Raw genomic sequence first — 23,767 nt, 5'->3', positions numbered from 1 at the left:
GTCCCGTTCAGATGCCGCCCAGCAGGTCATGCGCATCCACGATCGCATAGGCGATCTCGGGATGCTCTTCCATGCTGCGGCGGATGGCGGCGGGGATCGACTGGCGGATCTTGCGGCACAGGCCGGGCTGCTCCTGCACCTGGATGCTGATGCCGCGCACTGTGCGCACGCCGCGGGCGCTGGGGGTGATGGTCAGCACGATGCCCAGCTGGGCCTGCATCAGGCTTTCCATGCGCTGCAATTCCGCCAGGCTGGTCAGGCTCTCAAGCCGTTCGACCAGCCGCTTTTCCTCGGCGCGGGTGAGCCGCAGCACGCGCAAGTCGGCGTTGGGGTCACTCAGCAAGGCTTCGCGCCCGCAGATGCAGGCGCCGGGCGGGCATTCCGTGCGAAGAGGGAGCGGCGCATTCATGTGGGGCGCGGCCACAAGGCCGCAAGATAGCGGGGACGATGACCGGATATGTTAATTCAGGTTGCCGGTCGCCGGTTGCCCGCTGCGGGTGCGCCATCTTGCCCGCCGCCCCTCAGGCGCCCCTCAGGTCCCCGGCCGCGGCACCTGGCCTGGCCGCGCGGGCATGGTTCAGTCCAGCTGCTCTATATAGGCCGACTTAATCAGGGCACGCCATTTGGCGGTCTCGGCATCGATCAGCTTCCGGAACTGCGCGGGCGAGCCGCCGGCCGGCTCGGCGCCCAGCGCCGCCAGGCCCTTGCGCACGTCCGATGCCTGCAGCGCAGCTTGCAGCGCGGCGTTAGGGCTGGCATGAGGCAGCGCGGACGGTCGGACGCAGTGGCAGGCACAGGCGAGTGCATGGGAGCAGGGGTGGCTGCGCCATCGGGCCGGCCGCTCAACTTGCGCCAGATCGAGGTGTTCCAGGCCATCATGCTGGCGGGCTCGGTCAGCGGTGCCGGACGCATGCTGCTTGTGTCGCAGCCCGCGGTCAGCCGGGTGCTGGCGCTGACCGAAAGCCGGCTCGGCTACCCTTGTTCGAGCGCGCGCGGCAAGCTGTTGCCGACGCCTGAAGCGCGGCGCCTGTTTGCCGAGGTCGAGCAGGTCTACAGCGGCGTACGGCGCGTCAACGAGCTGGCTGCGGCGTTGCACCGCGAAGGCGCCGGCACGCTGCGCGTAGTGGCCAGCGCCGCGTTCGCGCAGCAGCTGGTGCCGCGTGCGCTGGCGCAGCTGCGCGCGGGCGGCGTGCCCACGCGCATTGACTACCGCAGCGTCACCTTCGACGAACTGGTCGGCATTTTCCTGAGCGGTCGGGCCGATGTCGGCGTGTCGATGGTGCCGGCCGGGCATCTGACGCTGTCGTCCACGCTGCTCGGGCGCCAGCCGATGCTGTGTGTCCTGCCGCCGGACCATCCGCTGGCAGGCCGCGAGGCGGTGACGCCGGAGGATTTCGCCGGCAGCGCGTGGATCGGCTATCCGCCCGACACGCCGCTGGGCCGTGCGCTGGCCGGCTTCTTCGGCGACAGCGACAGCGGCGCGCCCGCCATCGAGGTGCATTCCCCGGTCACGGCATGCGCCTTTGTGCAGCAGGGCCTGGGGCTGGCGCTGGTGGATGCGTGGAGCGTGACGCCAGCCATGCGCGCGGCCCTGGCGGTGCGGCCGGTGTTGCCCGCGGTCGGCCTGGAAATCTGGGCGACCCATTTCAGCCTGGCGCCGTTGCCGTTGGCGGGGCGCCGCTTCCTGGCCGCGGTCGGCAAGGTGCTGCGCGACATCCAGCCGCCTGCCGCGTGTGCGCAGGGGTAGTCCGGCAGCAAATGCCGATCCGGTCTATGCTCGCGGCAGCGGTGCGGCCCGACGGCCCCCGACGATGAGAATTTCCAACCAAGGCCTGCACAGGAGATCCCCCATGGCACTCTCGATGTACGACGTTTCGATTCCCCCGTTCATCCGCGCACTCGCCAACCTGGCCGAGATCCTGGACAAGGGCGCGGCCCACGCCCAGGCGCAGGGCATGGACCCGGCCGACCTGATCCAGACCCGCCTGATCGCCGACATGGATGCGCTGCCGGCACAGGTGCAGCGCGCCAGCGACGCCGCCAAGGGCTGTGCCGCGCGGCTGGCAGGCATCGAGGTGCCGTCGTTCGCCGATACCGAAACCACCTTTGCCGAACTGCAGGACCGCATCGCCCGCACCATCGTGTTCCTGGAGCAGATCGCGCCCGAGCAGCTGGAAGGCAGCGAGCAGCGCGCGATCGAGCTGAAGCTGCGCCAGGGGCCGATGACGTTCGACGGCAAGTCCTACCTGCTGGGCTTTGCGCTGCCCAATTTCTACTTCCACGTGACCACGGCCTACGACATCCTGCGCCATAAGGGTGTGCAGATCGGCAAGCGCGACTATCTGGGGCTGAAGTAAGAAGCCGAGCAGGGCCAGTAGGAAAAATGCCGGGCGCGAAGCCTCCCACGCGGCGGGGCTTGTGGGACAAAATCCATGACAGTGGAATAAAGCGCCGCCGCGGCGCGTTTACTCAGTTGACAGGCTCCGGCGGCAGCAACATCGCGCTGCCCGGGCGCGGCGTTCCCGACGTGGAGAATGCTGCGCCGCGGCCTGCCTCCTGGAGACTGAAATGAAAGTGCCCCATCTGATTTCTGGCCTGCTGCTTGCCATGATGGCGGTGGCGGCGTGCTCCACCGACAGTGGCACGGATCCGGCGGGCGGTTCGTCCTCATCTCGCAGTGGCAGTAGCCGGAGCTCTGGCGGCGCAATGTATCGCGGCGGCTACTAATTGGTCCTGGCCGCCAGCCCGAGGAGTATCCATCCCGGTGAGCTTGCGCGACGACCTCGCCGCCTGCCTGCCGCAGCTGCGCCGTTACGCGCGCGCGCTGACGGGTGATGCCGCATGGGCGGATGACCTGGTGCAGGACACGCTCGAGCGCGCGCTCGCGCGCACCTCGATGCTGCGCGCCCACAGCAATACGCGCGCCTGGTTGATGACCATACTGCGTCACCTCTATATCGATCAGTTGCGCAAGCACCGCGAGCTAGCGCTTGATGCCGATGACCCTGTGTGGCAGAGGCTGGAAGCGCCGGTCGGGGAGGTCGGTGGGCTGCTGCTGCTCGATTTGCAGCGCGCGCTGTACCGCCTGCCGCTGGAGCAGCGCGACGTGCTACTGCTGGTGACGCTGGAGCAGCTGAGCTACCGGGAAGCTGCCGCCATCCTGCAGGTGCCGGTGGGGACGGTGATGTCGCGGCTGTCGCGGGCACGCGAGCACCTGCGCGTGCTGCTCGGCAGCGATGCTGGAAGCCGGCCCGGGATTTTCAAAGTCGTGAGGCAGAGGCCATGACTGATGATCGAAGTTCCACCGCGCTGACGACAGGCCCGGAGTTGGAGCGGCTCTCGGCTCTGGTCGATGGCGAGCTTGCGCCGCACGAGCAGGCCGAGGTCGCGGCCGCGCTGGCGCACGATGTACAGGCCTCCGCACGTGTGGAGGATTACCGGCGTCAGGGTGCCGCACTCAGGTCGTTGTTTCCGTTGCCGACGGATGTGCGCTATGTACTGGTGCTGCCGCGCCGTACGTGGTGGCGGCGCGTGTCGGCTGCGCTGGCCTGGGCCGGCGCGGGGATGATCCTCGGCACCGGCGGCGTGTGGCTGTCGGCGCGCGAGGCCGATCCCTGGGCTTTCTCCCGCCATGCCGACCTTGCCTACGCGGTCTACGCGCCGGAGCAGCGCCACCCGGTAGAAGTGGCTGCCACCGATCAGGCGCACCTGGTGGAGTGGCTGTCGCGCCGGCTGGCGCGCACGCTGACGATTCCAGCGCTGAACGAATACGGCTACACGCTGATGGGTGGGCGGCTCTTGCCCGGCGCGGCCGGCCCGGCGGCACAGCTGATGTATCAGAACCAGGCGGGCAGGCGCCTCACGCTGTATATCACCGAGGCTGCGCCGCAGCACGCCTCCTTCCGTTTGCTGCGCCAGGAGGACCGGCGCACGTTCTATTGGGCCAGCGCGGGTGCCGGTTACGCGCTCTCGGGCCAGCGCAGCGAGCCGCGCCTGCGCGAGATCGCGATGGACGTCTGCAGCAGCGTGGGCGGAAATCCGCAGGGATGGCAGTGAGGCGCAACCTCACCGCCTGTGGAATAAAACGTGCCGCTAATCCGTTTACTTCATGCAGTGCGGGCCGGCGGCAAACCGATGTGCCATGCGCTCCGCGAGGACATACGTCGGGACTTTGAGGTCAGGGTGACAATCATGGGCAAGGTTTTGGCGGCCGCAGCGGCCGTGTGCGCAGGCCTCAGCTTTGGCGTGGCGGCGCCGGCCGAGGAACTGGTGTCGGCGCCCTGCCAGCAAGTGGTTGGACAGGCCGAGATTGACGGCGTGCTGCAGGTGATCTCGGGGGTGGCTTGCTTGCAGCCGGACGGGACGTGGCAGTTGGTCGACGGAGCAAGCGGGGTGGTCACCTATGCGGCCCCGGCCTATTACTATGATCCCTGGTACTGGGCGCCGGTCGGCGTGGGCTTTGGTGCCAGCGTGATCTTTGTTGACCGCTTCCATCACTTCCACCATATGCACCATGTGTTCGTCCGCAGGCCGGGCGTGATCGTTCGTGGTGGTTTCCATGGCGGCTTTCATTCCGGCTCCCATGGCGGTTTCCATAGGGGGTTCCACGGTGGGGGTGGAGGTGGCTCGCATGGTGGCTCGCATGGTGGCTTTCATGGCGGCGGCATGCACCACTGATGGCTATCCACAGCGCGCTGAGCGCCCGGCCGGCACGGCCAACCAACGCTGAGATCAGGTTGTAGGGCCGATGGCATTCTCCCGTCCGCGAGGCGCGTATCGGTTCAGATGTGAACCCGGTGCCTGGTGATTCCAGCGTGGAAGCCCGTTAGAGCTTTGACCAAAGCGCCACGAGCGCGTAGATAGCGGCGGGCATCAGAAGACAAGCTGCTAGCGTCAAGTAGTACCGTGCACCGTGATGGGGTGGATGCGTATGGAAATAGTGAATTGTCGGCTTCATATTGTCCTGCCAAAGTGAACGAGACTAGAGGGGACGCTTCAAGCATAGGAATTTCTCGCGCACCTGGATTGGCGCAAGCAAGCTGTACGCCCGTCGAGCCAGCTGAGGGAGACCTTGATGTGGTGCGCAACCATGCCCCGGTCCAGTACGAGTTGCCGCGCGGCAATTCGGCCGACCAGAGGCGGACTATTTGAAACGAACTGGCAATGGCTGCTCACAACGGCACAATGTCAGTACTCATTGGCAGGCATCGACTGCAGGCGGAAACACGTGCCAGCAGCCGTCATCGTGCCTAAAGAAGAACAACGCGCGCAAACCGGCCGGATGCACGGTCTCAACGCATACGTAGCGTCGCCGGCCCGATAGGGTGCGACTGAATTCGACTACGTGGATGGACGACGTTGGGCTAGGCGCGAGCCATTTATCGACCTGAAAGCGCAGTGACTGCTCATTTGTGCTTTTCATGTCCCCCTCCATTACCCCGGTTCTTGTCTGTCGCAGCATTCCTAGAGCGCCCAACAATTGTCAGAATCGCCCCCTCCATGCGCCTCCAGGGCGCTGTATTGATGCATGCGGAATGTGCGACCGAGCACAAATCGTCATGCTCCCATCGGGGTAACGGCCAGAATTTGCCGGAGGTTGACCCAGCCCACTGGTGTCGACGCGAAGTACATTCGACAGCGCATCATGCGCTTGCAAAGCATTGACAATGCCCCACCCCGCGGGGGCGCGAACCCCGGCAGTTGCTCTCCAGTTTGGCGCGCCTGGTCGACGACGGAATCACCGCACAGCCCTGCTGCAGCAGCCAGGCCAGCGCGACCTGCGCGGGAGATGCGTCGTGCGCCAGTGCAATCCGCTGCAGCACCGGGTCGTGCATCACCTTGCCGTAGGCCAGCGGCATGTATGCGGTGATGTGGATGCCTTGCGCGCGGGTGAAGTCGGCAAGCTTGCGGTTCTGCAGGAACGGGGGCATTTCGATCTGCTATCAGTGCGTCATGGCACTGGCCGGAACGCCGCCGCTGCGGGCATCGAAGCCGGCGGCGCGGTCCAGGCGCCCGCTCAGCTCGGTCAGGGCCAGTGCCACCAGCACGACCAGCGCGCCAATCCACGGGGTCTGCATCAGCCCCAGGTGGGTCACGATCAGCCCGCCGGCCCATGCCGCGCCGGCAATGCCGAGATTGAAGGCGGCAATATTCAGGCCCGAAGCCACGTCCACGGCGTCAGGCGTGAAGCGCTCCGCCTGCTTGACCACATAGACCTGCAGGCCGGGCACGTTGCCGAAGGCCACGGCACCCCAGGCCAGCACGGTCGCCACCACCAGCCAGCGATGCGGCGCGGTGAAGGTCAGCACGAACAGCACCAGGGCCAGCAGCAGGAACACCAGCTTCAGCGCCGGGATCGGCCCGTGGCGGTCGGCCAGGCGGCCGCCCCAGATGTTGCCGGCGGCGACCGAGACACCATACACCAGCATCACCAGGCCGACCGCGCCGGCGTCAAAGCCGGACACGTCCTGCAGGATCGGGGCGAGGAAGGTGAAAGGGATGAACGAACCGCCATAGCCGATCGCGGTCTTGGCGTAGACCAGCAGCAGCCGCGGCTCGGCCAGCACGCGCGCCTGCTGCAGCAGCGACGCCGGCGGCGTATGCGCGATGGTGCGCGGCACGAACAGCAGGCTGCCGACAAAGGCCACCGCGCCCAGCGCCGAGACGGCCAGGAAGGTCTCGCGCCAGCCGAAGTGCTGGCCGATGAAGGTACCAAGCGGCACGCCGGTCACCAGCGCCACGGTCAGGCCGGTGAACATGATGGCGATGGCACTGGCGGCCTTCTCGCGCGGCACCAGCCCGGTGGCGATGGTCGAACCGATCGAAAAGAACACACCGTGGGCCAGGCCGGTCAGCACGCGCGCCAGCACCAGCGATTCATAGCCGGGCGCCTTCCACGCCAGCAGGTTGCCGAGGGTGAACAGCGCCATCAGCGACAACAGCAGCAGCTTGCGCGGCAGCCGGCCGGTCAGCGCGGTCAGCACCGGGGCGCCGATGGCGACACCTAGCGCATACAGGCTGACCAGCAGCCCGGCCGATGGCAGGGAAACATGCAGGTCGGCGGCAATGGTGGGAATCAGGCCAACGATCACGAACTCGGTCGTGCCGATGGCAAAGGCGCTGATGGTCAGCGCGAACAGGGCAATGGGCATGATGCAGCCTCCGGTAAGGGCAACAATGGCAAAAGGAGCCAGGAACAGGGCGGAGTGTGCCTGGGATGCTTTTGCAGAAAAACCCGGTGATCTGCAGAAGATATTTGACTAAAATTCAAGAATGAAGCTGACCATGCCTGATCGAGCACCGCACCGATGTCGCCATCCGCATCGGCAGGCTGCGCGATTCAACGCTGCATGCGCTGCTGGGCTTTACCTAGCCGGAGGGGCTCAACCGCTGCCCTTGCGTACCGACGACGGCCTGGAGCTGCCGATCCGGCCACATCTGGCGGCACCCAGCGGCGAAACCCTGCGCCACCTGGCCCTGGCCGACGGTGGGGACCGCATCCCGCCAGCCTCTAAGCGAAAACCCTGACCCCTCTGGTATACTTGCGCTACGTCCGGACCGGCCGGACGCAGCCTGCGACAGGCCTCAGGCGGTTCCTCCGGCAGTGCCCGGAGCCCTGCACGGAAAACCCGGTGCACACCGCCCGCGCTGCCAGCCCTGCGGCGCCGATCCGGGAGCCCGAGCCCGGATCCGTGATACTTGTTATCCGGCCTTTGCCCAATACCTGTTGAAACCCCGGCCAGCCCAAGGGCGGCCGAATGCCCGTTAACGGTCCAAAAACGGTCCCAGAACGGTCCCAGAGAGACCCCCACGCATGACTTACGCCGTCAAGGAAATCTTCTATACGCTGCAGGGCGAAGGCGCCAACGCCGGCCGCGCCGCGGTGTTCTGCCGCTTTGCGGGCTGCAACCTGTGGAGCGGCCGCGAAGACGACCGCGCCAGCGCGGTGTGCCAGTTCTGCGATACGGATTTCGTCGGCACCGATGGCACCCGCGGCGGCAAGTACCGCACGGCCGAAGAGTTGGCCGCGGTGGTCGCGTCGGAATGGCCGCAGGGCGCCGGCGGCCAGCCGCTGGTGGTCTGCACCGGGGGCGAGCCGCTGCTGCAGCTCGACGCGCCGCTGATCGACGCGCTGCATGCGCAGGGCTTCGAGATCGCGATCGAAACCAACGGCACCATCGCCGTGCCGCCGGGGGTCGACTGGGTCTGCGTCAGCCCCAAGATGGGCTCGGAACTGGTGGTCACGCGTGGTGACGAGCTGAAAGTCGTGATCCCGCAGGAGGGCCAGGACTTTGCCGCATACGAGCAGCTTGATTTCCGCCATTTCCTGGTGCAGGCCATGGATGGCCCGCTGGCGAGGGAAAATACCGCCGCCGCGGTGGCGTTCTGCCAGCGCCATCCGCGCTGGCGGCTGTCGCTGCAGACCCACAAGCTGCTGGGCATCCGCTGAGCGGCGCGGCATCGACGGTATCGACAGGTCGCCCAAGGGGCGGCAAAACGTACACAATACAGGCTTCGGACGCGCGCGCAGCGTCCGTTCCAACGCAGGCGGCCGGCACCGGCGCCGGTACACATGAGCAAACAAGTTTCCATTACCCGCCGGCTGGAGTTTGACTCCGGCCACCGCATCCCGAACCACTGCGGCCAGTGCCGCAATATCCACGGCCACCGCTACCGGCTGGACCTGACGCTGTCGGGCGAGGTCCTGCACCGCGAGGGCGCGTCGGATGACGGCATGATCCTGGACTTCGGCGACATCAAGGCGCTGGCCAACGAGCACTTGGTCAACAAGTGGGACCACGCCTTCCTGATCTACCGTGGCGACACCGCGCTGCTGAACTTCCTGCAATCGATGGAAGGGCACAAGACCGTGGTGCTGGACGCGATCCCGACGGTCGAGAACCTGGCCCAGGTCGCGTTCGACATCCTGGCGCCGGTGTTCAAGGACTGCTTCGGCCACCAGCTGCAGCTGACCAGGCTGGTGCTGTTCGAAACGCCCAACTGCTGGGCGGAAGTGAGCGCGCCCGCCGTGCTGCCGGCGCAGGACTGAGCGGGGACGATGACAGAGACGCCACCGCTGCCGTTGCGCGCGCTGCGCGCCCTGCCTGAAGACCCGGTCGAGGCTGCCGAGCGCGATGCGCGCTACATGCGCGCCGCGCTGGAAGAAGCCCGCCTGGCCGAAGCCGCCGGCGAGGTGCCGGTGGGCGCGGTGGTGGTCTGGAACGACACCATCATCGCGCGCGGCCACAACCTGCCGATCCGCTCGGTGGACCCATCCGCCCATGCCGAGATGCAGGCACTGCGCGCCGCCGCCCAGGTGATCGGTAACTACCGCATGCCAGAGTGCGAGCTGTACGTGACGCTGGAACCGTGCGTCATGTGCAGCGGCGCGATCCTGCACGCGCGGCTGCGCCACGTGGTGTTCGGTGCAACCGACCCCAAGACCGGCGCGGCCGGCAGCGTGCTCAACCTGTTCGAGCAGGCGCAGCTCAACCACCAGACCACCATTGCCGGCGGGGTGCTGGCCGACACCTGCGGCCAGATGCTGAAGGATTTCTTCGGCGCGCGCCGCCGGGCCCAGAAAGCCGCGCAGAAGGCGGCACAGCAGGACGCCGCCGCGCCTGTCACCGATCCCGACAAGAACAACGATATTGAAGCATGAGCACGCCGAACAGCAGGCCGCCGCATACCGAAGTCCGACTGATCGCCTCGTCCGGGTATCCGCACGACGTCGCCATCGCCGCGCGCGGCTGTGCCTGGCTCAAGCATCATGGCTACCACATGACCAACCCCGACGTGCTGGCGCGGCGCTACCTGCGTTTTGGCGGCACGGATGCGGAGCGGCTGGCCGATCTGCATGCCATCGGCACTGGCGCGCCGCACGCGCTGACGCTGGCGGTGCGCGGCGGCTATGGCATCGCGCGGCTGCTGGCGCAAGTCGACTTTGCCCGCATCGCCGCGCAGGCCAGTGCCAGCGGCACGCCCATCGTCGGCCACAGCGACTTCACCGCGTTCCAACTGGCCTACCTGGCGGCGACGGGTGGCGTCACCTTTGCCGGGCCGATGCTGCTGGCGGATTTTGGTGCCGAGGTGGTGGATCCCTTCATGTGGGAGCATTTCGAAGGCATCTTGCGCAACCCTGCGTACAGCGTCGACGTGGCAGCGCCGCAGCCGGGCGGCCAACCGTTCTCCGGCAGCGTGGAAGGCACGCTCTGGGGCGGCAACCTGGCCATGCTGTGCAGCCTGCTGGGCACGCCTTTCATGCCGCAGGTGGAGGGCGGGGTGCTGTTCCTGGAAGACATCAACGAGCCGCCGTACCGGGTGGAGCGCATGCTGATCCAGTTGCAGCAGGCCGGCGTGCTGGGCGCGCAACGCGCCATCGTGCTGGGCGATTTCTCCAATTACCGCGTCACCGACTACGATAACGGCTACGACATGGACGCAGTGGTGGCCTACCTGCACGAACAGCTGCCGGTGCCGGTGCTGACCGGGCTGCCGTTCGGCCACTGCGCGCGCAAGCTGACGCTGCCGGTCGGCGCCCAGGTGCGGCTGGCCGCACGTGCGGATGGCTTCAGCATGGCGTTTTCCGGCTATCCGGTGCTGCCGCCACTGGCCTGACCGGCCGCATCGTCCGATGCCGCGCATCCGGGTCGCAAGGAATGCGTCCGGATGATAGAATGTGCGGTTATTTCCTGACTTCCTGCCGGGTTCTCACATGAACCGGGCGCGGCCCGTGCCGCATCGCCAGCCATGGCCGCCGGAATACTCCGAGCCAGCGCGATGCATCTCCGGCAAGGCCCGTCCCTGAGCGGCATGGGGTGCGCCTCGTGTGCAAAACCGGCAAGCCGCGGCCAGCGCCGCGGCGCCACAATCTCCAGACAAGGTTCAAGACGTGCTTTCTACCGCAAACATCACCATGCAGTTCGGCCCCAAGCCGTTGTTCGAGAATATCTCGGTCAAGTTCGGCGAGGGCAACCGCTACGGCCTGATCGGCGCGAACGGTTGCGGCAAGTCCACGTTCATGAAGATCCTGGGCAGCGACCTGGAACCGTCGTCGGGCAACGTCATGCTGGAGCCGGGCGTGCGCCTGGGCAAGCTGCGCCAGGACCAGTTCGCCTATGAAGACATGCGCGTGCTGGACGTGGTGATGATGGGCCACACCGAAATGTGGGGTGCCGCGCAGGAGCGCGACGCCATCTACGCCAACCCGGAAGCGACCGACGAAGACTACATGAAGGCCGCCGAGCTGGAGGCCAAGTACGCCGAATACGACGGCTACACCGCCGAGGCCCGCGCTGGCGAGCTGCTGCTGGGCGTGGGCATCCCCACCACTCAGCACCAGGGCAACATGAGCGACGTGGCCCCCGGCTGGAAGCTGCGCGTGCTGCTGGCACAGGCACTGTTCTCGAACCCGGACGTGCTGCTGCTGGACGAACCGACCAACAACCTGGACATCAACACGATCCGCTGGCTGGAGACCGTGCTCAACGAGCGCAACTCCACCATGATCATCATCTCCCACGATCGCCACTTCCTGAACTCGGTCTGCACCCACATGGCCGACATGGACTACGGCACGCTCAAGGTCTACCCGGGCAACTACGACGACTACATGGAAGCGTCGATGCAGGCCCGCGAGCGCCAGGTCGCCGCCAATGCGCGCGCCAAGGAGCGCATCAGCGAGCTGCAGGACTTCGTGCGCCGCTTCTCGGCCAACAAGTCCAAGGCCCGCCAGGCCACCTCGCGCGCCAAGCAGATCGAGAAGATCAAGGTCGACGACATCAAGCCGTCGTCGCGCCAGAACCCGTTCATCCGCTTCGAGTTCGAGAAGAAGCTGCACAACCTGGCCGTGGAAGTGGAGAACATCACCAAGACCTACGACCGCAAGATCATCGACGGCCTGTCGCTTGCGATCCAGGCCGGCGAGCGCGTGGCGATCATCGGCGAAAACGGCGCCGGCAAGACCACGCTGCTGCGCAGCCTGCTCAACGGCGCGGTGCAGACCGGCGTGCAGCGCGGCGTGGAAGTGGACCGCGGCACGGTGAAGTGGGCCGAGAACGCCAACGTCGGCTACATGCCGCAGGATACCTACGAGGAATTCCCGGACAACCGCGACGTGATGGACTGGATGAGCCAGTGGACGCAGGCCGGCGACGACGAGACCTCGCTGCGCGGCACGCTGGGCCGCCTGTTGTTCTCGGCCGACGACATCAGGAAGTCGGTCAAGGTGCTGTCCGGCGGCGAGAAGGGCCGCATGATCTGGGGCAAGCTGATGCTGGGCCGCCACAACGTGCTGGCCATGGACGAGCCGACCAACCACATGGACATGGAGTCGATCGAATCCCTGCAGATCGCGCTGGACAAGTTCACGGGCACGCTGATCTTCGTTTCGCACGACCGCGAGCTGATCAGCGGGCTGGCGACGCGCGTGATTGAAGTGCGCACGGACGGCACGCTGACGGACTACCTGGGTACGTATGACGAGTACCTGCAGTCGCAGGGTATCGACGGCTGAGCGTCGGGACCTTGATGATGCAAGAAGGCCGCCTCCGGGCGGCCTTTTACATTGCTGCGCCGGAATGCCAGCCGGCGGCGATGCGATCGGCGATCTGGTCGAGCTGGCTCGTGATGGCACGCGCGGTGATGTCGCCCTTGGCCTTGAGCAGCGCCGCATGCAGCGGTTCGCGCAGCGCCAGCAGCGCGGGCAGGTCGGTGGCCTTTTCGACCTTCACCTGTAGCATGTAGCCGCGCAGGCCGAGATGCTGCCCGATCACGTCGGTATAGAAGTGATACAGGCTCTCGAAGGCCGCGATGTCCGCGGGCGAATGTGCCGCGGTCTCGGCCGGTTGCGGCGCTTCCGGCACCTCGGTGGCGGGCGCGTGCCGCATTGCATATACGGAGAACATATTGGTGTCGGCAGCAGGCGTGACGGCACGCGCCGGTGCCTGCGCCACGGCAGCGGGCGGTCGTGCCGGCTCCGGGACGGCTTCGACCAGGCCTTGTGCCACCAGTGCGTCCATGGCCTCGGGGGCCACCCCCATGCCGGCTACCTGCGCCAGCAATTCCTGCCCGCGGCGCTCACCGTTGACCATCAGCAGCAGCGCGCGCAGCTTGTGGTCAAGCTTGCGTGCACGCGTCCGGATCTCGTCCTGTCCCGCATCCGTCTTGCGGTAGATCGGATCGACCATGTCTCACCCCTTGTTATGTCCGGCCGCCTTTGGCGAGAGTCCCCGTCAGGTGCTGCGGCCGATTATCGCCATCTTCTTGTCCAGAGCGGTATGCGCGGCTTTCCGCGGCGCAAAAACATAGTCCCGAATCCGCTCTACAATGTGCGTGCACCATAAAAGTAACAAAAAATTGCAATCGCCAATTCACCAAACCGAGAACTGTGGCCATGCAACAACGAGACAAACTCTTTATTAACGGCAAGTGGGTCGCTCCCCACGGCAACGGCAAGATCGACGTCATCCACTCCGCCACCGAGGCGGTGATGGGCACCATCCCCGAAGGCTCGGCGCGCGACGCCGAGGATGCCATCCAGGCGGCCCGCGCGGCCTTCGACGGCTGGTCGGCCACGCCGCCGGCGGTGCGTGCCGGCTATATCGCCAAGATCGCCGAAGGCCTAAAGGCGCGCAGCGAAGAGCTGGCCCAGCTGATTGCCGGCGAAGTCGGCATGCCGATCAAGCTGGCGCGCGCGATCCAGGTGGGCGGCCCGGTCTACAACTGGGGCCAGGCCGCCAAGCTGCTGGACGGTTTCCGCTTCGAGGAAGAGGTCGGCAACTCCCTGGTGGTGCGCGAGCCCGTGGGCGTGGTGGGTGCCATTACTCCGTGGAACTACCCGCTCAACCAGATCACGCTGAAAGTGGCGCCGGCCCTGGCCGCCGGCTGCACCGTGGTGCTCAAGCCCTCCGAGGTGGCGCCGCTCAATGCCTTCGTGCTGGCCGAGGTGATCGAGGCCGCCGGCCTGCCGCCGGGCGTGTTCAACCTGGTGACCGGCTATGGCCCGGTGGTGGGCGAGGTGCTGGCCAGCCATCCGGAAGTCGACATGGTGTCGTTCACGGGTTCGACCCGCGCCGGCAAGCGCGTCTCGGAACTGGGCTCGCAGACCGTCAAGCGCGTGGCGCTGGAGCTGGGCGGCAAGTCCGCTTCGGTGATCCTGGACGACGCCGACCTGCCGTCGGCGGTGAAGGGCACCATCAATGCCTGCTTCCTGAATTCCGGCCAGACCTGTTCGGCGCATACCCGCATGCTGGTGCCGCGGGCCCGTTACGATGAAGTGAAGGCGATCGCGCAGAAGGTGGTCGCGGGCTTTACCGTGGGCGATCCGCTGCAGGAAACCAGCAAGCTGGGACCGCTGATTTCCGCGGTGCAGAAGGACCGTGTGACCGGCTATATCCGCCGGGGCCTGGACGAGGGTGCCGAACTGGTGGCTGGCGGTCCGGACACCCCGGAAGGGCTGGACAAGGGCTTCTACGTCAAGCCGACCGTGCTCGGCAACGTGGAGCCGCGTGCCACCGTGGCGCAGGAAGAGATCTTCGGGCCGGTGCTGTCGATCATCTGCTATGACACCGAGGAAGACGCGGTGCGCATCGCCAATGACAGCATCTATGGCCTGGGCGGCGGGGTCTGGTCCGGTGACGAGGCACGCGCGATCCGCGTGGCGCGCCGTATCCGCACCGGCCAGGTCGATATCAACGGCGGTCCGTTCAATATGCAGGCGCCGTTCGGCGGCTACAAGCAGTCCGGCAACGGGCGCGAAGCGGGCAAGTACGGCCTGGAGGAATTCCTGGAGTACAAGTCGCTGCAGCTGAAGAAGCCGGCAGCCTGATGCGGCGCTGAGCGCGTTGATGCAATATGGGAAATGCCCGGCTGGTCCGGGCATTTTTTCGTGCGGATAATGCGCGGAAAACACGCAAAACATAACGACAAAAGTCATTGGGGGAGCAACGATGCGCTGGTTTGGTCGGCTGGCCAGGTTTGTGGTGGGGCTGCTGGTGCTGGCGGTGGCCGGCGCCGTCGGGGCCCTGGTCTGGTATCGCCATGCGGCCCAGCCGCCGGCTTCCGGCCAGGAAGCGCTGGCGGGTTTGCGCGGCCAGGTCGCGGTCGTGCGCGACGGCCATGGCGTGCCGCATATCCGCGCCGCCAGCAAGGCGGACGCCTGGTTTGCGCTGGGCTACGTCCATGCCCAGGACCGGCTGTGGCAGATGCAGATGAACAAGCGCGTCGTGGCAGGCCGGCTCGCGGAGATCCTGGGGCCGTCCGCGCTCGATACCGACAAGTTCCTGCGAACGCTGGGCGTGCGGCGCAATGCCGAGGCCATCCTGGCGCAGGCCTCGCCCGAGACCCGTGCCGCGTTGCAGGCCTATGCCGACGGCGTCAATGCCTGGATCGACCATCGCAAGGGCCCGCTGCCGCCTGAATTCCTGCTGCTGCGCGCGCAGCCCGAGCGCTGGGAGCCGGCCGATACGCTGGGCTGGCAGACCATGATGGCCTGGGACCTGGGCGGCAACTGGACCCAGGAAACCCTGCGCATGCGGCTGGCGCAAGTGCTGCCGGTGGCCCGCATCAGCGAGTTGCTGGCGCCGTATCCGGGCGAGCAGCCGGTGCGCACCATGGATTACGGCCACCTTTACAAGCAACTGGCACCGCTGGCGAATGCCATGGCCAGCGTCGGCGACAAGGCGCCGCCGGGTTATGTCGAGGGCATGGGCTCGAACAACTGGGTGGTGTCGGGCGCGCATACGCAATCGGGCAAGCCGATGCTGGCCAATGACCCGCACCTGGGGCTGCAGGCGCCCGCGCTGTGGTACTTCGCCAGGATGACGGCGCCCGGCCTGGACGTGACCGGCGCCACGCTGCCCGGCATGCCGCTGGTGGTGCTGGGCCACAACGACCGCATCGCCTGGGGGCTGACCAATACCGCGCCCGACGTGCAGGACCTGTATATCGAACGGCTGCGCCCCGGCAACGACACGCAGTACCAGACCCCGGACGGCTGGGCTGCATTCGAGACCCGCACCGAGACCATCCGCGTCAAGGGCGCCCCGGACGTGGTGCTGAAGGTCCGCGCCACGCGCCACGGCCCGGTGATTTCCGATGTGGCCGAGCCGCTTTCGGCTGCCGCAGGACCGCTGGGCGCACAGTATGTGGTGGCCTTCCAGTGGACCGCGCTGCGCCCGGACGACCGCACCTTCCAGGCCGGACTACGCATGAACGAAGCGCGCGACTGGGCCGGCTTCACCGCGGCGCTGCGCGACTTCCATTCGCCGCAGCAGAACATTGTCTATGCCGATGTCGACGGCAACATCGGCTTCTATGCGCCCGGACGCGTGCCGCTGCGCCGTGCCGACAACGACCTCAAGGGGCTGGCTCCGGCGCCCGGCTGGGATGCGCGCTACGACTGGACCGGCTTTATTCCGTTCGAGGCACTGCCGCACCGCTACAACCCGGCCGACGGCGTGATCGTGACGGCCAACCAGCGCATCGTTGCGCCGGACTACCCGTACTTCATCACCAGCGAATGGACCGTGCCGTATCGCTTTGACCGGATCCAGTCGCTGCTGGCGGCCACGCCCAGGCACAGCTTCGACAGCTTTGCGGCGATCCAGAAAGACGTAGTCTCGCTGGCCGTGCGCGATGCCTTGCCGCTGCTGCTGGCCGCGCCCGTCGGCCGGGACGCAGCGCGGCCCGAGCGCGAACGCGCCTTGCTGGAAGCGCTGCGCAAGTGGGACGGCACCATGGACCCGGCGCGCGCCGAGCCGCTGGTGGTCACCGCTTGGCTGCGCGAGCTGTCGCGGCGGCTGTTCGAGGAGAAAGCGGGCGAGGCGATTTTTGTCCGCCTGTGGGAGCAGCGTAACGTCCAGCAGCCCATGCTCAACATCCTGCGCGATCCGCGCACACTGGGCGCGTTCTGGTGCGACCGACAGCATACGCGCCCGGCCGAGACCTGCGACGACGCCATCGCAGACGCCTGGACCCAGGCCATGGCGGACCTGTCGCGCCGCTACGGCGACGACGCCGCCCGCTGGCGCTGGGGCGAGGCGCACACGGCCCGCTCCGAGCACAAGCCCTTCGGCAAGATCGCGCACCTGTCGCCGCTGTTCAACCTGCGCGTGCCGACCGGCGGCGATACCTATACGGTCAATGTCGGCCGGCATAACCTGCGCGACGACAAGGCGCCGTTCGAGAACACCCACGCGGCCAGCGTGCGTGCGCTCTATGACCTGGCGAACCTGGAGGCGTCGCGGTTCATGGACTCCACCGGGCAGTCAGGCAACGCGCTGTTGCCGCGCTACCGCGACTGGACCGGAAAATGGGCGGCGGTCGAGTACGTGACCATCCCGCCCGTGCCATCGCTGCCGCAGCAGGCTGCGCCGGATACGCTGATCCTGGTGCCGGCTGCGAAAAAATAGCGCAGGGCATGACATGCCGTGCTGAGAATGCTCGCAAATAGGCGAGATCCTGCCATGGTCTTCGCGGGGCGCAGCAATTGACGCTACCATGGGGACCCCTTTCGACCGGCAGGAGTCCCGGATGGCAACGCGTACCACTCATGTGATCCAGCACGTCGCATTCGAACATGCGGGCGTGATCGGCAATGCCTTGCGCGCGCGCGGGCACACGTTGCAGGTGTTTCAGGCCGGTGTCGATGACCTGGCACCCATCGCGGATAATCCGGCCGACCTGCTGCTGATCCTCGGCGGCCCCATCGGTGTCTATGAAACCGATGCCTATCCCTGGCTGGAGGCCGAGATCGCCCTGATCCGCCAACGCCTGGCGGCTGGCGGCAAGATGATCGGGGTTTGCCTGGGCGCGCAGCTGATCGCGCGTGCTGCCGGCGCGCGGGTCTACGCGGGCACGCGCGAGATCGGCTGGGCGCCGATTTTGCCCACGCCGGCGGGACAGGATTCCGCGCTGGCCGAACTGGCCAGCGCCCACTGGGAGGTGCTGCACTGGCATGGCGATACCTTCGAGCTGCCTCCCGGCGCGCAACTGCTGGCGTCCACCGCCGCGGTACAGAACCAGGCCTATGCCATCGGCAACCAGGTGCTGGCGCTGCAATTCCACCCCGAGGTCATGCCGCGCGATATCGAGGCCTGGCTGATCGGCCATACCGTCGAGCTGGCCAAGGCCGGCGTCGATCCGCGCACCATCCGCGCGCGTACTGCCGAAGTCGGCGCCACCGTGGCGGCCGCGGGCGAGCGCATGTTCGCGCGCTGGCTGGAGGAAGCCGGGCTATGAGCCAGCCGGCATCGCCCGTGCGCGCGGTGATCGGCGCTGTGCTGATGGGACAGGTGCGCCCGTTCGGGCCCAAGGGCGTGCCCAGCGGCATCGCCAAGACCGCGGCATTCGATCGGATTCGCGTGACTGCGCTTGGACTTGAAGGCGATGGGCAGGGCGATCCGCGCCATCACGGTGGCCCGGAAAAGGCACTGCACCACTACGCCTTCGATCATTACCCGGCGTGGCGCGAGGAACTGGCTGCGCAGGGTGCGCAAGGCAACGGTGTGCTCGATGTCCCGGGCGCCTTCGGCGAAAACCTTAGCACCACCGGGCTGACCGAGGGCGCCGTCTGCATCGGCGACTGCTTCCGTCTGGGCACGGCGCTGGTGGAGGTATCGCAGGCACGCCAGCCGTGCTGGAAGCTCAATCATCGATTCGGCTATGCAGGCATGTCGCGCGCCGTGCAGCAAAGCCTGCGCACCGGCTGGTACTACCGTGTACTGGAGACTGGCGACGTGGCAGCGGGCGATACGCTGGAACTGGTGGGGCGCCCCTGTCCGCGATGGTCGCTGCAGCGCCTGCTGCAGGTGCTGTATGTCGACCGGCTGGACTATGCCGCGCTCGCGGAAATGTCAGAGCTGGCACCGCTGGCCGAGAACTGGCGCAAGCTTGCGCGGCAGCGCGTGGAACGGCGCGAAATCGAAGATATGGAGCGGCGGCTGGCGGGCGGCTGAGCGCCGCAGCCTCAGCCCTGGCGGAATCGCTTCCCGGTGCCTTCGCGCGTAATGCGCTCCCAGACCACCTGCTTTTCCTCTTCGCTGAAGAACACCCAGTTGCTGACCTCGGCCGCGGTGCGGCCGCAGCCCTGGCAGATATCGTCGAACAGCGTCGAGCAGATGCCGATGCAGGGGCTGTCCGGGCGCTCGGACAGCGTGGAATCCGTGGTGCCGTGATCCGGTTCAGAGCGGAGCGGGGCGGATTCTGAGGGCGACGGCATGATGGCGGGAGGGATTGGGGTGAAACGGGGGGATATTATACGGGGTCGGAAGGGGGCGGCTCTCTGGGGTCGCTACTGCGCCCGCAATGTCCCGTCGTCTATGTGGTGAGAGCTGCCAACGGCTGGCATGCATGGACGGACAACTACGTCTTACGTAATTGAGCGAGTTCCTCTCACTCGCTACGCTCCACCCTGAACCAGGAGCCCAGCCATGTCCCAAGCCCTTGCCAGCTTCCCTCGCCAATGTGATCGCCAAGCCTCCGTTGCCCCCCGCATGCGCGCCATGATCGACAACGTCCTGATAGGCTCCCCGGTGGCGCGCGCCCTCGGCGTGCGGCTGGCCAGCCTGGCGCCCGATCATGTCGAGCTGGAAATGCCGTTCCTGCCGACCAACGTGACCCACGGCAGCATCGTCCATGGCGGCGTCATTGCCACGCTGATCGATATCGCCGGCGCCGCGGCGGCAGCTTCTGGCGCCAGTGCCGACGACGTGAAGGGCGGGGCGACCAGTTCGCTGTCTATCCAGTACCTGGCCCCGGCACAGGGAGCGGCGCTGCGCGCGGTGGCGATGGTGGTGCGGCGTGGGCGCCGGCAGGTGGTCACGGACGTGTCGGTCTATGCGCAAGCCCCGGACGAGGGCGTTCTGGTGGCCAAGGCATTGATGAGCAGCGCCATGTTCTGATTCCGGAGTGGATGCATCGGAGGTCCGTTTTTTTCCAGTCCATAAAACGCAATTAACCGCCGTATTTTCACCTTCACACCCAAGCGCGCCAGTACGCTGGCGCGAACTGCTTCCAATGCAAAGGGGCAGCTTCCTGGAGGAAAGCGATGCAGCATGGGCCTGAAACGGCGGCGGCATCTCGGCTTATGAGCCGTACTGGAACTACATCGCGCTGGGCTTTGCGCTGGTGTTCGAAAGCATCAGCTTCAGCATTGCGCTGCGCGCGTTCCTGCAGGAAAAGCGTGATGTGCCGTTCTGGCGGGCAGTGCGCAATAGTAAGGATCCGACCACGGTGACCGTGCTGGCCGAGGACGCCACGGCGCTGGCCGGCCTGGTGATCGCCGCACTGGGGGTGTATGTGAGCCATCGGCTCAAGATGCCGGTGTTGGATGGGGCGCCATCACTGCTGATCGGGCTGCTGCTGGCGGGCGTGGCCACGCTGCTGATCCTGCCTGCTGGTGGGTGAGGGAATCGACAAGGCGATGGCGGTGGCGATGCGCCAGATCGTGCTGGACGACCCCGCGGTCCAGTCAGCCGGGCTGTCCGACCCGCGCCTGGCACGTGCGCTGGTGGCGCTGCACGAGGCGCCGGGCGAGCCGTGGGACCTGCCGCGCATGGCGGCGCGCGCAGGCATGTCGCGCAGCGCCTTTGCCGCGAGCTTCCGGCGCATTGTGGGGCAGCCGCCGGCCGACTACCTGACCGACTGGCGCCTGACGCTGGCGCAGGCGCAACTGCGGCTGGGCCGCCCGGTTAAATCCGTGGCGCTGGAGCTGGGCTATGCCAATGCGTCGGCGCTGTCGCGCGCGTTTACGGCACGGATGGGCCAATCGCCAAGGCAATGGCTGGAACGGGAAGAAGGGGAAAACGCAGGGGAGGAGGCCGGGAAACTGGTGCCAGCCGATGCAGCCGCCGGTTTGCTTCCCTCTCCCGCGTGCGGGAGAGGGGCGGGGGGAGAGGGCAGGAGCGTCTAGCGGCGATACCGCTTGCTCCACGACCCCATCAGTACTTCCAGAAGACCTGCTGCAGTGCCTTGGAGTCGTTAGTCTGCGTCAGCGCCAGCGCCATCAGGATGCGTGCCTTCTGCGGCAGCTGGTCGTCGGTGACGATCCAGTCGTACTTGTCGTCCGGCTGCTCGGCATTGCGCACCACCACGCCGCTGCCGGTGCGCGAGGCGCGCACGATCTGCACGCCCTTGGCGCGCGCGGCCTTGAGCGACTCGACCATGTAGTCGCCGACGCTGCCGTTGCCGGTGGCGGCATAGATGATGGCCTTGGCACCGCTCTTCACCGCGGCGTCGACCGCGGCCGGATTGGCGTTGCCGTAGGCGTACAGCACTGCCACTTCAGGCAGCTTGTCGATCTTGTCGATGTCCCACTGCGTCTGCTGCGTGTGCGGACGCGCCGGCAGGCGATAGAACAGCGTGCGGCCTTCGACCACGTAGCCCAGCGGGCCGAACGGCGAGCGGAAGGTCTCGGTCTTGAAGGTGTTGCTCTTGGTGACGTCGCGGCCGGTGTGGATCTCGTCGTTCAGCACGGCCAGCGTGCCCTTGCCCTTGGAGGCAGGGTTGGACGCGACCAGCACGGCGTCGTACAGGTTGAGCGCGCCATCGGCGCCCAGCGCGGTGCCCGGGCGCATCGAGCCCACCACCACCACCGGCTTGTCGCTCTTGAGCGTCAGGTTCAGGAAGTAAGCGGTTTCCTCGATGGTATCGGTGCCGTGCGTAATGACGATGCCGTCCACGTCCGGCTGCTTGAGCAGTTCCGATACGCGCTTGGCCAGCTTCAGCAGGCGTTCGTTATTGAAGCTCTCCGAACCGATCTGGAAAATCTGCTCACCCTTGACGTTGGCCACCTTGGAGATCTCGGGCACCGAGGCGATGATCTTGTCGACCGGCACCACGGCGGACTGGTAGGCCGCGGTGTTGGTCGCCGATGCGCCGGCGCCGGCAATGGTGCCGCCGGTGCCGATGATGACGATATTGGCCTTGCGGGCTTCGGCCTGGGCCGTGGCGGGTGCGACGCCTGGTTGTGCGGCGGGTGCGAGCTGCGCGTGGGCAGTGCCGGTGATCAGGCTCGCCGACAGCAGGGCGGCGGCCAGCGTGGTGACGCGGGCGAAGTGTTTCATGTTTCTCCTCGGTATTTATACGAACGTGTGGCCCGTACTGGAATCGGCACGACATACCTTATGGGTGGAATGGTGCCGTCCGTGTTCAGTCGGTGGCTGCCGGCAGCGGGGCCTGTGGTGCAGGGCCCGTTCAGGCAGCGGCAGTGACTATACGTGAGGAGAATTTGGCGCGGGAGGGGCGCTGCAAGGGTTATGCCGATTCGGCATGAAAATGCCTGGGCGATAACTCAAATTGCATACATATCGAGGTACTCATTGACCGGGATGGCCTCCAGCCGCGCCTGGTCCAGCGACGCGGCCAGGATGGCCTGCTGCTGTTTCGGCGGGAAGCGGCGGGCGAGGTTGGTGCGGAATTTTTCCACCAGCAGCGGGACGCCCTCGGCGCGGCGGCGCTTGTGGCCGAGCGGGTATTCGACCAGCACCTCGTCCAGCACGGTGCCGTCTGCCAGCGTCACGGTCAGCGCGTTGGCGATCGAGCGCTTGCCGGGGTCGTGGTAGTCGCGCGTCAGTGCGGGGTCTTCCACGCAGGTGATCTTGCCGCGCAGCGCGTCGATGCGCGGGTCGGCTGCAACCTTGTCTTCGTAGTCGGCGGCGGTCAGGCGGCCGAACAGCAGCGGCACGGCCACCATGTACTGGATGCAGTGGTCGCGATCCGCCGGATTGCTGAGCGGACCCTGCTTGTCGATGATGCGCAGGCAGGCCTCGTGGGTGCGGATGGTGATGGCGGCGATATCCGCCGCGCTGCGCCCCGCGAGCGCCAGCGCACCGTGCAGCTGCATCGCTGCCTCCACCGCGGACTGCGCGTGGAATTCAGCCGGGTACGAGATCTTGAACAGGATGTTCTCCATCACATACGACCCGTACGGCCGCTGGAAGCGGAACGGCTGCCCCTTGAACAGCACGTCGTAGAAGCCCCAGGTCTTTGCCGTCAACGCCGACGGATAGCCCATCTCGCCGGTGCGGGCGATCAGCGCCAGCCGCACTGCGCGGCTGGTGGCGTCGCCGGCGGCCCAGCTCTTGCGGCTGCCGGTGTTGGGGGCGTGGCGGTAGGTGCGCAGGCTCTGGCCGTCGACCCAGGCCAGCGACACGGCATTGAGGATCTCGTCGCGCGTGAGGCCGAGCATCTGCGCGACCACGGCGGTGGAAGCCACCTTGACCAGCACCACGTGATCCAGCCCGACCTGGTTGAACGAATTCTCCAGCGCGATGCAGCCCTGGATTTCGTGCGCCTTGATCATCGCCGCCAGCACCGTCTTCATCGTCAGCGGCTTGCGCCCGGCGGCGATGTGGTTGCGCGAGATCCAGTCAGCGGTGGCCAGGATGCCGCCGAGATTGTCCGACGGATGACCCCATTCGGCCGCGAGCCAGGTGTCGTTGAAGTCCAGCCAGCGGATCATCGTCCCGATACTGAACGCGGCCTGGACCGGATCGAGCTGGAACTGGGTGCCCGGCACGCGCGCGCCGTTGGGCACGATCGTGCCCGGAACGATGGGACCCAGCAGCTTGGTGCAGGCCGGGTAGGAGAGGGCTTCGAGCCCGCAACCGAGCGTGTCGATCAGGCAGTTGCGGGCGGTGTCGTAGGCGAGGCCGCTTTTGATCTCGTACCGGGTGACATAGTCGACGATGTCGACCAGCACCTGGTCCGGATCGGGGCGTTGCGCGGACGGTGTGTCGGTGGACATGAACGGCCTCGCGGGTGCGGC

26 protein-coding genes and 2 pseudogenes are annotated in these 23,767 nt (G+C 66.8%); 19 read left to right on the top strand and 9 right to left on the bottom strand.

The genetic code is table 11. From position 1 onward, the window contains the following. Positions 1-7: 7 nt before the first annotated feature. Positions 8-409, bottom strand: coding sequence for a hypothetical protein (locus tag CNE_RS09310; RefSeq protein WP_013956882.1), 402 nt, complete (start codon positions 407-409; stop codon positions 8-10). A 168-nt stretch (positions 410-577) separates the two neighbouring features. Beyond that, entirely contained in the window at positions 578-712 is a 135-nt protein-coding gene (locus tag CNE_RS42055) for a hypothetical protein (RefSeq protein ID WP_238552987.1), read from the bottom strand. Between the two features lie 93 nt (positions 713-805). Here CNE_RS42055 and CNE_RS09305 point away from each other — a divergent pair, with 93 nt between their 5' ends. The 6 genes from CNE_RS09305 to CNE_RS09285 all read left to right on the top strand — a co-directional run bounded on the left by CNE_RS09305 (position 806) and on the right by CNE_RS09285 (position 4,677). Then, positions 806-1,747: a LysR substrate-binding domain-containing protein gene (locus tag CNE_RS09305; RefSeq protein WP_041227935.1), complete on the top strand. Its 942-nt coding sequence runs from the start codon at positions 806-808 to the stop codon at positions 1,745-1,747. Positions 1,748-1,850: 103 nt separating this feature from the next. Beyond that, a complete protein-coding gene (locus tag CNE_RS09300; protein ID WP_013956880.1) occupies positions 1,851-2,357 on the top strand; it encodes a DUF1993 domain-containing protein in 507 nt (168 codons plus the stop codon). A gap of 211 nt (positions 2,358-2,568) precedes the next feature. Next, complete coding sequence (locus tag CNE_RS41520) at positions 2,569-2,727, top strand: hypothetical protein (protein ID WP_153955951.1); 159 nt, start codon at positions 2,569-2,571, stop codon at positions 2,725-2,727. Between the two features lie 37 nt (positions 2,728-2,764). After that, positions 2,765-3,286: a sigma-70 family RNA polymerase sigma factor gene (locus CNE_RS09295; RefSeq protein WP_013956879.1), complete on the top strand. Its 522-nt coding sequence runs from the start codon at positions 2,765-2,767 to the stop codon at positions 3,284-3,286. After that, positions 3,283-4,056 carry an anti-sigma factor family protein gene (locus tag CNE_RS09290; protein WP_013956878.1) on the top strand — a complete coding sequence of 258 codons (774 nt, stop codon included), beginning with the start codon at positions 3,283-3,285 and terminating at the stop codon, positions 4,054-4,056. The genes CNE_RS09295 and CNE_RS09290 overlap by 4 nt, the downstream gene beginning before the upstream one ends. Positions 4,057-4,191: 135 nt before the next feature. After that, entirely contained in the window at positions 4,192-4,677 is a 486-nt protein-coding gene (locus CNE_RS09285) for a hypothetical protein (RefSeq protein ID WP_013956877.1), read from the top strand. 517 nt (positions 4,678-5,194) lie between these two features. On the opposite strand, the gene CNE_RS42050 is transcribed toward CNE_RS09285, so the two are convergent. The 3 genes and pseudogenes from CNE_RS42050 to CNE_RS09275 all read right to left on the bottom strand — a co-directional run bounded on the left by CNE_RS42050 (position 5,195) and on the right by CNE_RS09275 (position 7,151). After that, positions 5,195-5,422: a hypothetical protein gene (locus tag CNE_RS42050; RefSeq protein WP_080569570.1), complete on the bottom strand. Its 228-nt coding sequence runs from the start codon at positions 5,420-5,422 to the stop codon at positions 5,195-5,197. A 277-nt stretch (positions 5,423-5,699) separates the two neighbouring features. Further along, positions 5,700-5,939 (bottom strand): annotated as a pseudogene (locus tag CNE_RS09280) (aldo/keto reductase); the annotation flags it as partial. A 3-nt stretch (positions 5,940-5,942) separates the two neighbouring features. Then, positions 5,943-7,151 carry an MFS transporter gene (locus CNE_RS09275; protein WP_013956875.1) on the bottom strand — a complete coding sequence of 403 codons (1,209 nt, stop codon included), beginning with the start codon at positions 7,149-7,151 and terminating at the stop codon, positions 5,943-5,945. A gap of 137 nt (positions 7,152-7,288) precedes the next feature. On the opposite strand from CNE_RS09275, the pseudogene CNE_RS42045 reads away from it, so the two are divergent. The 6 genes and pseudogenes from CNE_RS42045 to CNE_RS09250 form a co-directional block, all read left to right on the top strand. Continuing rightward, positions 7,289-7,527 (top strand): annotated as a pseudogene (locus CNE_RS42045) (hypothetical protein); the annotation flags it as partial. 286 nt (positions 7,528-7,813) lie between these two features. Then, positions 7,814-8,449 carry a 7-carboxy-7-deazaguanine synthase gene (gene queE / locus CNE_RS09270; RefSeq protein WP_013956873.1) on the top strand — a complete coding sequence of 212 codons (636 nt, stop codon included), beginning with the start codon at positions 7,814-7,816 and terminating at the stop codon, positions 8,447-8,449. Positions 8,450-8,572: 123 nt separating this feature from the next. Then, positions 8,573-9,049, top strand: coding sequence for a 6-pyruvoyl trahydropterin synthase family protein (locus CNE_RS09265; RefSeq protein WP_013956872.1), 477 nt, complete (start codon positions 8,573-8,575; stop codon positions 9,047-9,049). Between the two features lie 9 nt (positions 9,050-9,058). Continuing rightward, on the top strand, positions 9,059-9,661 hold the full coding sequence (gene tadA, locus CNE_RS09260; protein ID WP_013956871.1) for a tRNA adenosine(34) deaminase TadA: 603 nt from the start codon (positions 9,059-9,061) through the stop codon (positions 9,659-9,661). After that, positions 9,658-10,617 carry a muramoyltetrapeptide carboxypeptidase gene (ldcA, locus tag CNE_RS09255; protein WP_013956870.1) on the top strand — a complete coding sequence of 320 codons (960 nt, stop codon included), beginning with the start codon at positions 9,658-9,660 and terminating at the stop codon, positions 10,615-10,617. Before tadA ends, ldcA begins: the two co-directional genes overlap by 4 nt. Positions 10,618-10,891: 274 nt before the next feature. Beyond that, positions 10,892-12,514, top strand: coding sequence for an ABC-F family ATPase (locus tag CNE_RS09250; protein ID WP_013956869.1), 1,623 nt, complete (start codon positions 10,892-10,894; stop codon positions 12,512-12,514). Between the two features lie 46 nt (positions 12,515-12,560). Here the strand turns inward: CNE_RS09250 and CNE_RS09245 are convergent, their stop codons facing one another. Then, complete coding sequence (locus CNE_RS09245) at positions 12,561-13,187, bottom strand: hypothetical protein (RefSeq protein WP_013956868.1); 627 nt, start codon at positions 13,185-13,187, stop codon at positions 12,561-12,563. A 206-nt stretch (positions 13,188-13,393) separates the two neighbouring features. Between CNE_RS09245 and CNE_RS09240 the strand changes: the two genes are divergently transcribed. The 4 genes from CNE_RS09240 (at position 13,394) to CNE_RS09225 (ending at position 18,956) form a co-directional block, all read left to right on the top strand. Further along, positions 13,394-14,827 carry an aldehyde dehydrogenase family protein gene (locus CNE_RS09240; protein WP_013956867.1) on the top strand — a complete coding sequence of 478 codons (1,434 nt, stop codon included), beginning with the start codon at positions 13,394-13,396 and terminating at the stop codon, positions 14,825-14,827. Positions 14,828-14,948: 121 nt separating this feature from the next. Further along, on the top strand, positions 14,949-17,411 hold the full coding sequence (locus tag CNE_RS09235; RefSeq protein ID WP_013956866.1) for a penicillin acylase family protein: 2,463 nt from the start codon (positions 14,949-14,951) through the stop codon (positions 17,409-17,411). 121 nt (positions 17,412-17,532) lie between these two features. Next, entirely contained in the window at positions 17,533-18,240 is a 708-nt protein-coding gene (locus CNE_RS09230) for a glutamine amidotransferase (protein WP_013956865.1), read from the top strand. After that, positions 18,237-18,956, top strand: a complete 720-nt coding sequence (locus CNE_RS09225) for an MOSC domain-containing protein (RefSeq protein WP_013956864.1) — start codon at positions 18,237-18,239, stop codon at positions 18,954-18,956. The genes CNE_RS09230 and CNE_RS09225 overlap by 4 nt, the downstream gene beginning before the upstream one ends. An 11-nt stretch (positions 18,957-18,967) precedes the next feature. Here the strand turns inward: CNE_RS09225 and CNE_RS09220 are convergent, their stop codons facing one another. Then, entirely contained in the window at positions 18,968-19,219 is a 252-nt protein-coding gene (locus CNE_RS09220; protein ID WP_013956863.1) for a DUF1289 domain-containing protein, read from the bottom strand. 211 nt (positions 19,220-19,430) lie between these two features. Between CNE_RS09220 and CNE_RS09215 the strand changes: the two genes are divergently transcribed. The 3 genes from CNE_RS09215 to CNE_RS09205 all read left to right on the top strand — a co-directional run bounded on the left by CNE_RS09215 (position 19,431) and on the right by CNE_RS09205 (position 20,911). Continuing rightward, positions 19,431-19,901, top strand: a complete 471-nt coding sequence (locus tag CNE_RS09215; RefSeq protein WP_013956862.1) for a PaaI family thioesterase — start codon at positions 19,431-19,433, stop codon at positions 19,899-19,901. A gap of 226 nt (positions 19,902-20,127) precedes the next feature. After that, a complete protein-coding gene (locus CNE_RS09210) occupies positions 20,128-20,406 on the top strand; it encodes a cation diffusion facilitator family transporter (RefSeq protein ID WP_013956861.1) in 279 nt (92 codons plus the stop codon). Continuing rightward, on the top strand, positions 20,399-20,911 hold the full coding sequence (locus CNE_RS09205) for a helix-turn-helix transcriptional regulator (protein WP_404997187.1): 513 nt from the start codon (positions 20,399-20,401) through the stop codon (positions 20,909-20,911). The genes CNE_RS09210 and CNE_RS09205 overlap by 8 nt, the downstream gene beginning before the upstream one ends. A 28-nt stretch (positions 20,912-20,939) precedes the next feature. Here the strand turns inward: CNE_RS09205 and CNE_RS09200 are convergent, their stop codons facing one another. Both CNE_RS09200 and CNE_RS09195 read right to left on the bottom strand, forming a co-directional pair. Next, positions 20,940-22,064, bottom strand: a complete 1,125-nt coding sequence (locus CNE_RS09200) for an asparaginase (RefSeq protein WP_013956859.1) — start codon at positions 22,062-22,064, stop codon at positions 20,940-20,942. A 227-nt stretch (positions 22,065-22,291) separates the two neighbouring features. Continuing rightward, positions 22,292-23,746, bottom strand: coding sequence for a bifunctional 2-methylcitrate dehydratase/aconitate hydratase (locus CNE_RS09195; RefSeq protein WP_013956858.1), 1,455 nt, complete (start codon positions 23,744-23,746; stop codon positions 22,292-22,294). Positions 23,747-23,767 lie beyond the last annotated feature (21 nt).

It is taken from the genome of Cupriavidus necator N-1, from assembly GCF_000219215.1.
Classification (GTDB): domain Bacteria; phylum Pseudomonadota; class Gammaproteobacteria; order Burkholderiales; family Burkholderiaceae; genus Cupriavidus; species Cupriavidus necator.
Note: the sequence above shows the minus strand (reverse complement) of the source record. Positions and strands in the feature narration are given on the sequence as shown.

Bases quoted from the DNA above. Each gene is read 5' to 3' on its own strand.
- CNE_RS09310 (WP_013956882.1), bottom strand. From the start codon at position 409: ATGAATGCGCCGCTCCCTCTTCGCACGGAATGCCCGCCCGGCGCCTGC.
- CNE_RS09305 (WP_041227935.1), top strand. From the start codon at position 806: ATGGGAGCAGGGGTGGCTGCGCCATCGGGCCGGCCGCTCAACTTGCGC.
- CNE_RS09300 (WP_013956880.1), top strand. From the start codon at position 1,851: ATGGCACTCTCGATGTACGACGTTTCGATTCCCCCGTTCATCCGCGCA.
- CNE_RS41520 (WP_153955951.1), top strand. From the start codon at position 2,569: ATGAAAGTGCCCCATCTGATTTCTGGCCTGCTGCTTGCCATGATGGCG.
- CNE_RS09290 (WP_013956878.1), top strand. From the start codon at position 3,283: ATGACTGATGATCGAAGTTCCACCGCGCTGACGACAGGCCCGGAGTTG.
- CNE_RS09285 (WP_013956877.1), top strand. From the start codon at position 4,192: ATGGGCAAGGTTTTGGCGGCCGCAGCGGCCGTGTGCGCAGGCCTCAGC.
- CNE_RS42050 (WP_080569570.1), bottom strand. From the start codon at position 5,422: ATGAAAAGCACAAATGAGCAGTCACTGCGCTTTCAGGTCGATAAATGG.
- CNE_RS09275 (WP_013956875.1), bottom strand. From the start codon at position 7,151: ATGCCCATTGCCCTGTTCGCGCTGACCATCAGCGCCTTTGCCATCGGC.
- queE (WP_013956873.1), top strand. From the start codon at position 7,814: ATGACTTACGCCGTCAAGGAAATCTTCTATACGCTGCAGGGCGAAGGC.
- CNE_RS09265 (WP_013956872.1), top strand. From the start codon at position 8,573: ATGAGCAAACAAGTTTCCATTACCCGCCGGCTGGAGTTTGACTCCGGC.
- tadA (WP_013956871.1), top strand. From the start codon at position 9,059: ATGACAGAGACGCCACCGCTGCCGTTGCGCGCGCTGCGCGCCCTGCCT.
- ldcA (WP_013956870.1), top strand. From the start codon at position 9,658: ATGAGCACGCCGAACAGCAGGCCGCCGCATACCGAAGTCCGACTGATC.
- CNE_RS09245 (WP_013956868.1), bottom strand. From the start codon at position 13,187: ATGGTCGATCCGATCTACCGCAAGACGGATGCGGGACAGGACGAGATC.
- CNE_RS09240 (WP_013956867.1), top strand. From the start codon at position 13,394: ATGCAACAACGAGACAAACTCTTTATTAACGGCAAGTGGGTCGCTCCC.
- CNE_RS09235 (WP_013956866.1), top strand. From the start codon at position 14,949: ATGCGCTGGTTTGGTCGGCTGGCCAGGTTTGTGGTGGGGCTGCTGGTG.
- CNE_RS09230 (WP_013956865.1), top strand. From the start codon at position 17,533: ATGGCAACGCGTACCACTCATGTGATCCAGCACGTCGCATTCGAACAT.
- CNE_RS09225 (WP_013956864.1), top strand. From the start codon at position 18,237: ATGAGCCAGCCGGCATCGCCCGTGCGCGCGGTGATCGGCGCTGTGCTG.
- CNE_RS09220 (WP_013956863.1), bottom strand. From the start codon at position 19,219: ATGCCGTCGCCCTCAGAATCCGCCCCGCTCCGCTCTGAACCGGATCAC.
- CNE_RS09215 (WP_013956862.1), top strand. From the start codon at position 19,431: ATGTCCCAAGCCCTTGCCAGCTTCCCTCGCCAATGTGATCGCCAAGCC.
- CNE_RS09200 (WP_013956859.1), bottom strand. From the start codon at position 22,064: ATGAAACACTTCGCCCGCGTCACCACGCTGGCCGCCGCCCTGCTGTCG.
- CNE_RS09195 (WP_013956858.1), bottom strand. From the start codon at position 23,746: ATGTCCACCGACACACCGTCCGCGCAACGCCCCGATCCGGACCAGGTG.